Origin of the sequence: Rhizobium sp. P44RR-XXIV, assembly GCF_001999485.2 — a bacterium.
Taxonomy (GTDB): domain Bacteria; phylum Pseudomonadota; class Alphaproteobacteria; order Rhizobiales; family Rhizobiaceae; genus Rhizobium.
The window spans coordinates 588434-602481 of record NZ_MPVZ02000028.1 but is presented as its reverse complement, the minus strand read 5'-3'; the positions used below and the strand labels follow the sequence as shown (position 1 = coordinate 602481).

At 59.0% G+C, this 14048-nt stretch carries 12 protein-coding genes; 3 read left to right on the top strand and 9 right to left on the bottom strand.

Going from position 1 to position 14048, the window contains the following annotated elements; translation table 11 throughout:
* Positions 1–182: 182 nt before the first annotated feature.
* Positions 183–581 carry a polyketide cyclase gene (locus BSK43_RS20025; protein WP_077468755.1) on the top strand — a complete coding sequence of 133 codons (399 nt, stop codon included), beginning with the start codon at positions 183–185 and terminating at the stop codon, positions 579–581.
* Positions 582–585: 4 nt separating this feature from the next.
* Here BSK43_RS20025 and BSK43_RS20020 read toward each other — a convergent pair whose 3' ends face one another.
* The 7 genes from BSK43_RS20020 to BSK43_RS19990 all read right to left on the bottom strand — a co-directional run bounded on the left by BSK43_RS20020 (position 586) and on the right by BSK43_RS19990 (position 7868).
* Positions 586–1200, bottom strand: a complete 615-nt coding sequence (locus tag BSK43_RS20020; RefSeq protein WP_077468756.1) for an ABC-type transport auxiliary lipoprotein family protein — start codon at positions 1198–1200, stop codon at positions 586–588.
* 7 nt (positions 1201–1207) lie between these two features.
* Complete coding sequence (locus BSK43_RS20015) at positions 1208–2608, bottom strand: MlaD family protein (RefSeq protein WP_077468757.1); 1401 nt, start codon at positions 2606–2608, stop codon at positions 1208–1210.
* Positions 2609–2617: 9 nt separating this feature from the next.
* Positions 2618–3481 (bottom strand): ATP-binding cassette domain-containing protein, encoded by an 864-nt coding sequence (locus BSK43_RS20010; protein ID WP_077468758.1) that lies wholly within the window; start codon positions 3479–3481, stop codon positions 2618–2620.
* Positions 3482–3492: 11 nt separating this feature from the next.
* Complete coding sequence (locus BSK43_RS20005; RefSeq protein WP_244509843.1) at positions 3493–4611, bottom strand: ABC transporter permease; 1119 nt, start codon at positions 4609–4611, stop codon at positions 3493–3495.
* 197 nt (positions 4612–4808) lie between these two features.
* A complete protein-coding gene (locus tag BSK43_RS20000; RefSeq protein ID WP_068387375.1) occupies positions 4809–6026 on the bottom strand; it encodes an MFS transporter in 1218 nt (405 codons plus the stop codon).
* Between the two features lie 167 nt (positions 6027–6193).
* Entirely contained in the window at positions 6194–7033 is an 840-nt protein-coding gene (locus BSK43_RS19995) for a UDP-2,3-diacylglucosamine diphosphatase (protein ID WP_077468759.1), read from the bottom strand.
* 79 nt (positions 7034–7112) lie between these two features.
* Positions 7113–7868: a glycerophosphodiester phosphodiesterase family protein gene (locus BSK43_RS19990; RefSeq protein ID WP_169055432.1), complete on the bottom strand. Its 756-nt coding sequence runs from the start codon at positions 7866–7868 to the stop codon at positions 7113–7115.
* Positions 7869–8094: 226 nt separating this feature from the next.
* Between BSK43_RS19990 and BSK43_RS19985 the strand changes: the two genes are divergently transcribed.
* Together BSK43_RS19985 and BSK43_RS19980 are read left to right on the top strand one after the other, a co-directional pair.
* The gene (locus BSK43_RS19985; RefSeq protein ID WP_077468760.1) at positions 8095–10407 is read left to right on the top strand and encodes an NADP-dependent malic enzyme; all 2313 of its coding nucleotides are present in this window, start codon (positions 8095–8097) and stop codon (positions 10405–10407) included.
* Between the two features lie 149 nt (positions 10408–10556).
* The gene (locus BSK43_RS19980) at positions 10557–11309 is read left to right on the top strand and encodes a hypothetical protein (protein WP_077468761.1); all 753 of its coding nucleotides are present in this window, start codon (positions 10557–10559) and stop codon (positions 11307–11309) included.
* Here the strand turns inward: BSK43_RS19980 and BSK43_RS19975 are convergent.
* The gene (locus tag BSK43_RS19975; RefSeq protein WP_077468762.1) at positions 11299–13044 is read right to left on the bottom strand and encodes an ankyrin repeat domain-containing protein; all 1746 of its coding nucleotides are present in this window, start codon (positions 13042–13044) and stop codon (positions 11299–11301) included. The genes BSK43_RS19980 and BSK43_RS19975 overlap by 11 nt on opposite strands.
* Positions 13045–13209: 165 nt before the next feature.
* On the bottom strand, positions 13210–14037 hold the full coding sequence (locus BSK43_RS19970; protein ID WP_077468763.1) for a TolB family protein: 828 nt from the start codon (positions 14035–14037) through the stop codon (positions 13210–13212).
* Positions 14038–14048: the final 11 nt, after the last annotated feature.

Here is a 14048-nt window from a genome sequence, read left to right as displayed (position 1 = left end):
TACCGCCGACGCTCCACGCGGCTGACGGCATCCCTGCGTTGGGGGTTGTTGTTGCACTCCGGACGAAAAACGGCAAGCCTCCGCGAGCCGTGAATCGTCCCCTTTGCAGGACTGTGCAAGAATGTTGCGGGATCCGCAGCAAACCGCCAATCCGTTCGGCTGATATAGGGGAGAAGACCATCATGTCGACCATGACAACGAAGATCGTGCATATCTCCATCGATCGCGACTGGAGGGTAGTTTACGATTTCGCCAGCCGTCCGCAAAACATGCCACATTGGGCTTCGGGCCTTGCATCGGGACTGAAGCAGGATGGAGACGACTGGATCGCAGAAGGCATTCTTGGCACCGCCCGCGTGCGCTTTGCCCCGCAGAACGACTTAGGCGTCATCGATCACGTGGTGACACTGGAAGCCGGCCTGAAGGTCTACAATGCCTTGAGGATCGTGCCGAATGGAGATGGCTGCGAGGTGATGTTCACACTGCTGCGGCTCCCCGGCATGACCGAGGAGCAATTTGCAGCAGACAGCGCGCATGTACTGCGCGATCTCACAACGCTGAAAGATCTTATGGAGCTGTAACCGCTTACAGCGAACGCAATGTCCAATCGACAAGCTCGCTCGTCACGCCGGCGAATGCAGAATCCAGCGCACGGACGAAATCCGGATTACTGCCGCCGCTGACGGGAACCACCTTGCGGAAGATGTTCTGCGCCTTCACTGTGCCCGAACGGTCGTTCAGGATCTTTTCCGAGATTTCGACGACCGCGCTCTTCTGACCGCCCGCGGCATTGATCTCGAACGAGCGAATGTCCGTGACGATCTGATAGTCGATCGCAAGGCCCTGCCCCGGCACGCCGACTCCGCCGAGCTTGCCGGTGTTCTCGAAGGCTTCCACCAGCTTCGACTGCACCATCTTGCTCAGCTTGTCGCTCCATTGCGACTTGCCGAGATACTGGATTTCCGAGGACGAGACACGGATGACGATCTGGTTGCTATCCAGCGCCTGGAGCGCCGTCGGCGGCGGGATGAGGATCTGGCGGTTCTTGACCGACGGACCACTCGCCTTTGCCGAGGCGGAAAGATCGTAGGTGTCGTTATTGCCGGAACTGCCGCAGCCTCCGAGCAAGACTGCGAGCAACGGCAACACGACCACAGCGCTCCACACCTGATGACGCTTACTCGACACGCAACCGACCATATTTCGCTTATCCCCTGGAGACCAGATATCGCTGTTCATCAATGCCGCGCGCGCCGTCATACGTCTTGACCGTATCTCCGCCGAAGATCAATCGCTGCGGATTCTTGTCGAAATTAGTGATTGTCGTATTCAGATTGTCAACCGTGCCCCGCATGTCGTTGATGAGGGTCTGGGCATCACGCAAGCCGCTGCTGGAAAACTTCTGCAGATTGTCGGCGATCGGCCCGATCCGGCTATTGAGATTGTCGGCCATCTTCTTGAAGGACTCGAGCGTATCCTTGGCCTCGGCGAACAACGATTGCGTGCTGTCATTGCCGAGCAGGGAATCGACCTTCGTGAGAATGCCGTCGACCTTGCCGGATGCGGAGTTCAGCTTGCTGGAAATGTCCCGCGCATTGGCAATCGTCTGATCGATATCCTGCTGATGAGCGGCAACCGAATTGGCCACGTCGCGAATGGAAGCAACGGCGGTACGCGCCTGCTTCGTCACATCGGCAATATCGTCAACCGATCCCTTAATCTTCGCAGGATCGATCTGCGCCACGATCGCGTCGACACGATCCAGCGTCTGCTGTGCTTTCTGGCCGAAGCTATTGTAGGTGTCGGCGGTCTGCTTGAAGCTTGCAATGGTCGCCTTCAGATCGGTCGTGGCATCCGCAACATTCGCGGTGATCCTGTCGGCATTGGCGATGACGTCGTTGACTTTCTGGGCATCGACGGCACGCACCAGCTTCTCGATAGCATCCAGCGTGGAGTCGACACGAACCGAAACCGTCTTGAAGGTGTCGGACAGTTGCCCGACGCTAGCCAGGAACTTGTCGATATTGTCGGAATTGTCGGCGATCGCCTTGGAGAATTTCTGCGCATTGCGCACCGTGTCGGTCAACGGTCCGCGCGAATCCGAGACAAAGCCCTGAATGTCGCCGATCGTGTCATTGGCACGGTTCAGGATCTTGTCCGCGGTCGTCAAAAGGTTCGTAACGCTGGATTGATCCGCAAGCAGCACGGCGCGCTTGCCGGTATCTACGGAGCGTTTGAGAATATTCTCGTCGCCATTGCGACCGCCGGAAAGCTCGATATAAGCAGCGCCCGTCAGGCCCTGAATTTCAAGAATGGCCTTGGTTGACGTGTAAACCGGCGCGTCAGCACGCACCTGGGTGAAGGCGAGCGAATAGTTCGGATCATCAGCATCGATCGACAGGCCCTGCACCGAGCCGACCTGAATGCCGTTGAAGCGAACCGGTGAACCGACGCTCAAACCGTTGGCGGAGCCGGGAATGCGAACCACGAGTTCGACCATCGGACCGCCGCGGCCATATTCGGCCATCCAGTAGACGAAACCGAAGGCGGCCGCGATAACAAGCAGCGTAAAGAACCCGACGATCGTATAATTGGCTTTGGTTTCCATAGTTTCCAGTCACTTCTCGCGGCTGTGGGCGCCTGCGCCGTTATCGTCTGTGTGCTCCCTGATGTCGTCCCGAGGCACAATCGAACGTGCGCGCTTGCCCTTGAAATAGGCCTGCACCCACGGGTCGTCGCAAGCGAGCATGTCCTCAACCGTGCCTTCCACCAATACCCGTTTCTGTCCGAGAACAGCAATACGGTCGCAGACGGAAAACAGGCTGTCGAGGTCGTGAGTCACCATATAAACGGTCAGGCCGAGCGTGTCGCGCAGCTTTGCGATCAATTCGTCGAACTCAGCAGCGCCGATCGGATCGAGCCCGGAGGTCGGTTCGTCGAGGAATACCAGGTCGGGATCGAGCGCAAGCGCTCTGGCAAGAGCCGCCCGCTTGATCATGCCGCCGGAAAGCTCGGACGGGTATTTGTCGGCGGCATCGGCAGCCAGACCCACCATGCGGATCTTCATCAGCGCCAGCTCGTCCATCATATCCTGTGGCAGATCCAGATATTCCCGCATGGGCACCTGGATGTTTTCCCGCACCGTCAGCGAGGAGAACAATGCGCCCTGCTGGAAGAGGACGCCAAGGCGCATATCGAGCCTGTTGCGGTCCTGTTCGTCGAGCTTGTCATAGTCCTCGCCGAGGATCTCGATCTTGCCCGAGCGGCGCGGCAGAAGCCGCAATACCGTGCGCAGCAGTACGGACTTGCCGGCACCGGAAGCACCGACGAAACCAAGGATCTCGCCGCGGTAGATATTGAGGTTCAATTTGTCGAGCACGACTTTCGAGCCGAAAGCGACGGTGACATCCTTTGCCGACAGCACGATGTCCCTGCCACGCTCATCTTTTTCCAACGGGATTTCCGAGTGAAGTGCGCTCATCGTTGATGTCCTCAGAAATCGATCGCTGCATAGAATATGGCAAAAAGCCCATCCATGAGGATAACAACGAAGATCGACTTCACGACCGATGAGGTGACGTGCTGGCCCAGCGATTCGGCGCTGCCTCCGACCTTCAAACCCTCGACCGCAGCCACGATGCCGATGACCAGCGCCATGAACGGCGCCTTGATCATGCCGGAAATAACAGTGGAAAGGCTGATCGCTTCATGCAGGCGGGAAACGAAGGTGGCGAAGGTGATGCCGGAATAGGCCCAGGTCACCGTGGCCGCGCCGAAGAGCGAAGCGAAGTTTGCAAGGATCGTCAGCAACGGCAGGGCGACGGTCAGCGCCACCAGCCGAGGGAAGATCAGGACGCCGATGGGGTTGAGGCCCATGACCTTCAACGCATCCACTTCCTCGCGCATCTTCATCGAGCCGATTTCGGCGGTAATCGCGCTGCCGGAACGGCCCGCGATCATGATCGCCGTCAGAAGCACGCCGATTTCGCGCAATTGCAGGATGCCGACGAGATCGACGACAAAGACCTCGGCGCCAAAATAGCGCAGCTGGAATGCCCCCTGCTGCGCAATGATCGCGCCAATCAGATAGGACATCAGCAGAATGATGGGAACAGCCCTGACGGCCATGTGATCGATCTGATTGATGATCGAAGCCGGCGAGACGCCGCTACCGCGTCCGAATTTGAGCTGCGCGCCGCGAACAGCCGAGCCCAGTATGTACATGGCGGCAATCAAGTTGCCCCATAGCTCGTAGACTGTCTTGCCGATGGGAGCGAACAGCCGCTCGGTCCAGGGTCCCTTCGACTTCGCCCGCCCGGTTTCCGCATCTGGATCCTCGTCGAAGGCGGTCAGCAGCTCATCAATATGCGGATTGGAGCCGTCAATCGTCACCGTGGCGCCATGCGCCTCCTGGCTCATCTTCAGACGCCGGATCAGCAGCGCGCCGGCCGTATCCACATCGGACAGGTCGGAAAGATCGATGACGACGTCACCACCTGAACTCCGTTTCGAGAGCTGCTCGATCTTCCGCAGCACGCCGTGCACATTGGCGCTGCGCCAATTGCCTTCCAGCCGATAGCGATGCCCACTGCCATCGGCCTCGTCATCGATCCTCGGTGCATCGGATTTCTGTTCGGCTACGTTCAAACTAATGCGTCTCTCAGATCTGGCATCATTAACGTCGACTCGGGAAGCCCGACCCGACGCCGATGCTTAATACACCGACTGCACGGGAAATAGCTATGCTGCGCCGCGGCCAACATATGTCACGGCTTTTTGATATCCAAATGAATTTGTTCGCGTCCGCGTTACGATACGCCGCGCGCACCTCCACCCACCGCCGAACCTCCTGGCTGGAGACCGCGTGCAAAGATGACCATGCCAAGGCCGAAAGCAGCCACCCCGGCCATGACGTAATAGCTGTCAATATCAAGCCACGCATAGAGATAGCCGGATGCCAGCGTCATCAGGCCAAGGAACATCCCGTTATAGAAATAATAGGCGCCCTGAGCCGAAGCCTCCTGCGTTTCGTGGACCGAGGCGACGATGCGCCGCTGGATGCCGGTATGGACGCAGGCATAGGTGCAGGAATGGAAGCACTGCAGCAGGAAGTAACCGAGGAAACCCAGATTCATCGGAAACAGGATCCAGCGAAGGACACACATGCTCGAGCCGAAAAAGATCAGCGTCCACGCGCTGAAACGCCGGCTCAGCTTCTTCGACAGGAAAAAGACCATCACTTCGGCCGCAACGCCGATGCTCCAGAGAACAGCGATTTCCGCTCCGGAGAAACCAAGCTTGCGCCAGTAAATCGACGCGAAAGTATAAAGCATCGCGTGGCTGGACTGCTGCACAGAAACGCCGATCATGGTGACGAGCAGCTTGGGAGAGCGCAGGTTTCCGGTCGGGGGCTGCAGGTTGATCGGCTGGTTATGTCGGCGCGTCGGTCCGATACGTGGGGAAAACACACCCATCAGCATGGTAAGGATGAAGCCGGCAACCATGACGGGGAGCACCATCGTGCCTCCCCACATGCCGATCATCTGTCCGCCAAGAAGGGTCGAGAGGATGAAGGTGATTGATCCCCACACGCGCATCGAGCCGTAATCGAAGCCCCAGCGACGCACGCCCGACATGGCAATGGACTCGACCACCGGCACATAGGGTGCATAGGTCGCGCCCTGGATGCCGTAGACGAGCAGAACAGGCCAGAAATCGCTGGTCCAGTAAAGCGCGATCGCCGTCAGCAGCGACAGGCCGCCGGACCAGAACAGCACATCGGCGCGTTCCTTCATGTGATCGGCGAGGCTGGCGATAATAGGCGTTACAAGAACACGCACGACCATGGGCACGGCAATCACGAGACCGATCTCGTGGTCGCTGAAATTCAGCCCCGCCAGCCAGACGGGGAAAAACGGCAAGGCGATCCCGTTGACGAACAACGGTGCACAATAGGACAAGGCAGTGCGCAATCGGAAATACGGGGGCGCACCCTCGCCCTGCGAGGACTTTATGGCGGGAATCATGACAGACCTGAAGGGAACTGATTTGTCCCTATCACTCTATCGTGAGTACGACTATGGCGAGAAATGGCCAAATCGTAACGTTTCGGAAAAAATCCGAAGCTTCTGGGCTTTCCCGATGATCAATAATTATGACAGGCTATTATTAAGCTCGTGAGGCGGCCTCTAAATCAGGCCGCCTGGGCTCCCAGCGGCTGGGGCAATTCTTCGACCGAGGCGCCTGCGGCCTGCGTCTCAAGAATTGTCTGCCAGGTGATGAGCTCAAACGTGCCGTCCTCATGCTCGGCGATCGCCGTGCAGCTCTCCACCCAGTCACCCGTATTGATGTAACGAATGCCGTCGAGATCCTCAATTACGGCATGATGGATGTGGCCACAGATCACGCCGTCGGCATCGTTGCGCTTGGCTTCTTCGGCAACGACACGCTGGAATTCGCCGATGAAGTTGACGGCATGCTTGACCTGCAGCTTCGCCCAGGCCGAGAACGACCAGTAAGGCATATTCAGACGGCGGCGCACGGCAGCAAGGCCGATATTGATCAGGATCGCCATGTCGTAGGCCCAGTCGCCGAGATAGGCGAGCAGGCGGGCATTGCGGACGACGACGTCGAATTCATCACCATGCAACACGAGATACTTCTTGCCGTCGGCAGTCTCGTGCATGGCGCGTTGCGCCACTTCGATGCCACCGAAGTGCATGCCGGGGAAATCACGGAGGAATTCGTCGTGATTGCCGGGGATATATACGATGCGCGTGCCCTTGCGTGCCTTGCGCAGAAGCTTCTGGACCACATCATTGCAATCCTGCGGCCAGTACCAGTTTCGCTTGAGGCGCCAGCCGTCGACGATGTCTCCAACGAGGAAGATCGTATCGGCTTCGTGGTGGCGTAAAAAGTCGAGCAGAAAGTCCACCTTCGCGGCTTTCGAGCCAAGGTGCACGTCAGAAATGAACAGTGTTCGGAATCGCCGGGTGTCCATGTTTTCATTCACGAACTTATGTCCGTGCCCTATCCTACCTTACCTATTCCAAAACCAGACTCGTGTTTCAGGAAGATGACAAACCCTGTGTCTGGCGGCTTATCGAGGCAGATCAGCCGCGTTTGGCCACGATGGCGAGATCCGGTCGATCGGTTGTAAAACTGGCGACACCAAGGCGAAACATCATGCGCGCCGCCTCACTCGTATGCGCAGCCCAGCCATGCACCGTCACGTCGTTCGCCCGAAAAAAGTCCATGACCTCGGCATCCAGCGCATCGGCGCGCACGGCGATCTCCCGCATGCCGGAGACGCGCAGAGCAGCAACGATCCCATGCCAGCCAAGCTGGGTTACCGTCTGCGGCAAGCAGAGAAAGATGAAGCCGAGCAATTCGCCGGCGTTCAGGCCCCGCTCATCGAGAGCAGCAACGAATGCCTGAAGACGCGGCAGCGCGAAGCTTGTCACCATCGTGCGCGCCAGCATCCCCGTCGCCATCAACTCGTCGAGGATGCGGCCTTCCATTCCTTCATAGGGTTTGCCGTCCAGTCCGGTCTTGATCTCCAGCCGAAGATCGATTGCGGACGGACCGAAAATGTCGATGGTTTCCGTAAGGGTGGGTATGGTCTCGCCACCGCTCCCAATCACAATGTGGCGCGCCAATTCCTCGTAGGTGAGATCGGCTATCGCACCCTTCCCGTCCGTCATCCTGTCGATCAAAGCGTCATGATGGACGACGAGCTTGCCGTCGCGCGTCTGATGAACATCGAATTCGACGAGATCGACGTCGAGCTTGGCTGTTTTCGAAAAGGCAAACCTGGTGTTTTCAGGCCACAGATGCGCGCCGCCGCGATGAGAAACAATCATAGTCATGGGAGATCCTCTGCCTGCGGATCTCATAATCCCGTGCGGTGAACCCCTTATGACGCCGCAGCCCACCGGCCCGGCTTGCGACAAGGCGCCGCTGCGGCGGCAGTCGGAACCGGCGATCAAGACTTTGCCGCTGCAAAAACGCTTTGTGACGTCAATTGCATACTGTGAACGCCAAACGATTGTTGTATGGAGGGACTCAAGCGCAGGCAGGAATGGAGACCGCGAGATGGATACGCACGATACTTCGAAGGCAGCCAAGAACATGGCGAGTGGCGATTTCGACGAACAGGCGCTCTATTTCCATCGCTATCCCCGCCCCGGCAAGCTTGAAATCCAGGCTACCAAGCCGCTCGGCAACCAGCGCGATCTCGCGCTTGCCTATTCTCCAGGCGTTGCTGCACCCTGCCTCGCCATCCGCGACAATCCGGAAACGGCAGCCTATTACACGTCCCGAGCCAATCTCGTTGCCGTTATTTCCAATGGTTCGGCAGTGCTCGGCCTCGGCAATATCGGCCCACTTGCCTCCAAGCCCGTGATGGAAGGCAAGGCGGTTCTCTTCAAGAAATTCGCCGGCATCGATGTGTTCGACATCGAAGTCGAGGCTCCCACAGTTGACGAGATGGTCAACACGATCTCGGCTCTGGAGCCGACCTTCGGCGGCATCAATCTCGAGGATATCAAGGCGCCGGAATGCTTCGACGTCGAGCGTCGCCTGCGCGAGAAGATGGAAATCCCCGTTTTCCACGACGATCAGCACGGCACCGCCATCATCGTCGCCGCCGCCATCCTCAACGGATTGGAGCTGGCCGGCAAGAAGATCGAAGACGTCAAGATCGTGGCGTCCGGCGCCGGCGCCGCCGCGCTCGCCTGCCTCAACCTGCTCGTCATCCTTGGTGCCAAGCGTGAGAACATCTGGGTCCACGATATCGAGGGCCTGGTCTACAAGGACCGCAACGTGCTGATGGACGAATGGAAGTCCATCTATGCTCAGGATAGCGACAAGCGCGAGCTTGCCGAGTCGATCCCAGGCGCCGACGTCTTCCTCGGCCTTTCGGCCGCAGGCGTGTTGAAGCCCGAGCTTCTGGAACAGATGGCGGAAAAGCCGCTGATCATGGCGCTCGCCAACCCGACGCCGGAAATCATGCCCGACCTCGCCCGCGCTGCCCGCCCCGACGCAATGATCTGCACGGGCCGTTCGGATTTCCCGAACCAGGTGAACAACGTTCTCTGCTTCCCCTATATCTTCCGCGGCGCGCTCGATTGCGGCGCCAAGACGATCAATGAGGAAATGAAGATGGCCGCTGTGCGCGCCATCGCTTCGCTTGCCCGCGAAGAACCTTCGGATGTAGCCGCCCGCGCCTACACAGGCGAAACCCCGGTCTTCGGGCCGAACTATCTGATCCCCTCGCCCTTCGATCCCCGCCTGATCCTGCGCATCGCGCCGGCCGTGGCCAAGGCCGCCGCCGAAAGCGGCGTGGCACTGCGCCCGATCACCGATTTCGATGCCTATATGGACGAGCTCAACCGCTTCGTCTTCCGCTCCGGCTTCGTCATGAAGCCGATCTTCGCCGCCGCGAAGATTTCCGAGCGCAAGCGGGTGGTCTTCTCCGAAGGTGAAGACGAGCGCGTGCTGCGTGCCGCGCAGGTGCTGCTTGAAGAAGGCACGGCGGCGCCGATCCTCATCGGCCGCCCCTCCGTCATCGAGACCCGCCTGAAGCGCTACGGCCTCAAGATCCGTCCGCACACCGATTTCGCCGTTATCAATCCGGAAGACGATCCGCGCTTCCGTGAATATGTCGAGCTTTACTTTTCGCTCGTGGGCCGCAGCGGCGTTATCCCCGAGGCAGCCCGGACCATCGTTCGTACCAACACCACCGTCATTGGCGCGCTTGCCCTCAAGCGCGGTGAGGCCGATGCGATGATCTGCGGTCTGGAAGGCCGCTATGAGCGCCACCTGCGCATCGTCCGCCAGATCATCGGCAAGCGGCCGGATGTCCGGGATTTTTCGGCATTGAGCCTGCTCATCTCGCAGCGCGGCGCAACCTTCTACACCGACACTTATGTGACGTTTAATCCGAGTGCTGAGGAAATCGCTGAGTCGGCGGTGCTGGCGGCAGAGGAAATCAAGCGTTTCGGCATCACGCCGCGCGCCGCGCTCGTTTCACATTCCAACTTCGGCTCGCGGGAATCGGAAAGTGCCACGAAGATGCGCAGTGCCTTGGCACTCGTTCGCGAAGCAGCACCCGAACTCGAAGTCGATGGCGAAATGCATGGCGATAGCGCGATATCCGAGAGCCTGCGTCGCCACGTCATGCCTGATAGCACGCTCTCGGGCGAAGCCAATCTGCTGGTCTTCCCCAATCTCGATGCCGCCAACATCACACTCGGCGTCGTCAAGACCATGACCGATGGCTTGCATGTCGGGCCGATCCTGCTCGGCACGGCGCTTCCGGCGCACATTCTCTCGCCTTCGGTCACATCGCGCGGCGTCGTCAACATGGCGGCCCTGGCCGTCGTCGAAGCATCGCAGCTGGCGTGACGAAACCCTTCTTTGCGGCCGCTCGCGCGTGGCGGCCGCAAATTAAAAATTGCTAAAATTCACTCGAAATCGATGCGTCTTGATGGATACGTTGTTAAGCTCCAAAGTGTAGCTTCCAACGAAATCAACCCGCTTTCGAGAGCAGATACGTGAATCGCGGCACAAACCTAATTTCCATCGCCCTGCTGTCCCTGCTGACGGCCACGCCCAGCTACGCCCAGGCCAATCTATGCGATGAATTGCGCGGCCGTTATGCCGACACCACCGAGGTGATCGGCGCCAGCCAGGAAACGCGCCAGCTTTCACGCGCAATCGTTCAGCAGAATATGATGATTCGCCGCGTGATGAGCGACCTGCGTAATCAGGGCTGCGTCGAAGACAGCGGCATCGTCATTTTCGGCGAGGATAATTCGGGCATTTGCGATGATATGAGAAGCTCGCTCGACGGGATGCGGCACGATCTCGGCCTGCTGATGAATCAGCGCGAAGACAGTGTCGGCCGCATCGATGCAGCCGGCCTTCAACGCCGGCAACTGCTGGATACGATGCAGAGGAATGGCTGCAGCCTCCCGGCTTCGGCAACGCCGGATGTCGTTATCGACACCCGGACGAAGCTCGATGCCTATGCGCCGGAACAGCAGTCCCTGGCGCAACCCGATAGTTCGATCACAGTCATCGAGACACCGAGGCTGCAGAAAGATTCCAGCCTGCAACAGAAGCAGTCACCTGCACCGAAGGCACCGGTGGTGACGCAGGCCGAGCCGCAAAAATTCCCGCCCGATCGGCCCTACGATCCCTCAGCCAACAAGGTGCGTCAGGTCGGGCCGCAATTCCTTGCGACCGACCATGGCGATATCGACCTCAAACATCCGAAAGAGGCCGGACCACAGCCTATGCAATAGGCAGCCTTAGCGCGGCGATGATAACTTCGTCTCCCATATCCTGCGCAAGGTCCCGATAGGATCTTCCGGTCGCGTCCCTGATCGAACGGTCCGCCCCATGCTCGAGCAAGAGGCGCACCGCATCCGTACGCCGATTGGCAATCGCAAAGCCGAGAGGCGTCATCCAGTCACGATCGACACTGGGCTGCCCACTCGGGCGGAAATCGCCGAAGCGAATATCCAGCTGTTCCGAATGTCTGCCGAGAAGATCTCTCAGCTGTTCCAATTGGCCAAAAGCCGCAGCCGCGAAAATATCGAGCGGATAGGCTTTCAGAAATTCGACCGTCTCTGATTCTCCATTATATTCGGCCCAGCCAATCGCCGGCGCATAGAAATGCGGATCGCGAATGGTGGTCTCTGCTCCATGCTCGATCAGCAATTTCGCCATTTCGATATGGCCGTGAAGCGCAGCCTCATGCAACGGAGTACGGCTGGTCATCGCATTGACGTCGAGACCGAGCTCCAGCATTCGGCGGACGGCTTCCAGATCATTATCGCCGGCAGCGTCGTGCAGCATGGCGGGATGAGCCCTCTGCATCGCCGCCGCTATATCGAGATCGCTCCCACCTGGCGTCTGCTGGAAAACTCTCCTGATTTGCTCCGCGTCAATGTCGCCGGTCTTCACCTGGACGTAAGCCCAATCCTCGGGCTTCAGGCGAACCGCAATTGCGCCCTTCTGCACAAGATAGGCTGCCAGTTCGCTGTCGCCACCAAGCCGCGCCCATTCATAGGGCGTTCTGCCGTTGACGGGTCTGCCGACATCAGCCCCATGCTCCACCAGCAACCGAACGCGCGGGGCCATACGGTGCTCCAGCGCCCAGGCCGATTGATAGTCGAACACGGTCTGCGAATTTGCGACGAGTTTTCCGTCTTCACGCACCAGCCAATTGTTCTTGGCGTCAGCCGAAAGACCGTATTCCAGCAGCAGGCTCAGGCAAGTATTGTCCGGCTCGAACATCCGGTTGTAGAGCGCCTGGCTGTCATTGGCTTCGGCGCCGGCCTCAAGCAACAACCGTGCAAAGGCCTCGCATTCCGGATGCGACGGCTGGCGATCCTTTCCCGCTTCTCCCTCCCCGAAGACGCCGGTCAGGACCGTGAAACGATACTGGCCACCATCGAGAAAGAAGGCATTCACGTCGGCGCCGCGCCTGATGAGTTCTTCGGCGGCCGGCAGGCTGGAGCGGCCTCGCAAGCGGGCATAGGCCGCATACATAAGCGGTGACCAGTCGTAAGGGCCACCCTTGCGGTCGAGAAGCTGCGGTTGACGATCGAGCCAGCGGCTCACACCGGTGACATCACCGAGCACGGCAGCGATATGGATATTCTCGCCGGCAATCTCCGGATTTGCCTCCAGCAGCTGCAAGGCCTCATCGAACCGAGCCGGATCAGCAGCAATACTGCCGAAATACGAAACCGTTGCGAGCGAGAGGAAGCGGTTGGCGAGCTGATCTCGCGGAACCTGCTTGCGGTCGCCGGTCTCCAGATGGGCCTTGAGCTTCGTCCAGCTGGAAAAGCCGAACTCACGGGCCAGCACAAGCTGTATGTCCTGAAGCCCGACGCCGGCACTATCAGGGAAATACGGCTCGACGCGGCTTCGCGCCGAAGCGTCTCCGGATTGAACGGCCTTGAGGAAAGCCTTCGCCTGCTTTTTCAGGGAATCGAGTGTGGCGGTGCTCGCCAAAGAGCGCGTGGTCACGATAGACCTCCTTCCATTTACGTCCGGTATCCGCGCCCACAGACTGAAAAGAGGTGTGGCAGTCTCATATTCTACGTATCAGGTGGGCCTTGCCCTTCCCGCGGATCGGATGCGCCCTGAGAACGAGCCACATCTATCGCGGCGGTTGCGATCTGTCCAGAGGGGTCAAACGGGCTCGTAACGGACGTAGGCGAACTCGTCACCATTCGGTGACCAGTTCGGCACATTGATGCTGCCCTGCCCACCGAAAAGCTCGAATAGCGTCGTGAGATTGCCGCCATCCATATCCATCAACCGCATCCGAACGTTGAGATCGCGCGGATGGTCGAAGACATCGGGATCGTAGGAGATCAAAACGACCTTGTCATTCTTGGGAGATGGATGGGCGAACCAGTTGCCGTAATTATCGTTGGTCACTTGCTGCAAGCCTGTCCCGTCGGGATGGATGCGCCAGATCTGCATCAGCCCGGTACGGCTGGAATTGAAATAGATCCACTGCCCGTTAGCGGAAAAGTCCGGTCCGTCATTGCGGCCCTCGCCGTGCGTCAGCCGTGTCTCTTCGCCGCCATCGATCGCGATCGTGTAGATATCGAAGACATCGTTGCGAATGCCGCAATAGGAAAAACGCTGCCCATCGGGCGACCAACCATGCCAATAGGATGGCAGGTTGCTCGTCACCTGGCGTGGCGTGCCGCCTTCGGCCGGCAGGACATAGATGCAGGATTTGCCGTGCTCGGTCTTGTCGGAAATCGCGATCAACGATCCATCCGGAGAAATCCCGTGATCGTTGTTGCACATTCGGGCAAAACCGGTATCGACGCGAGCGAACACACCGTTACCATCCAGCGGCAATCGGTAAAGCAGCCCATCGCCGTTCAACAGCAAATAGCGTCCGTCAGGCGAATAGTTCGGCGCCTCGATCAGCTGGTCCGTCTGCCAGACAATCCGGTTCGCTCCCGTGCGAATATTGTAGATCTCGACCGAGCTGCGCATTCTTCGTTCCC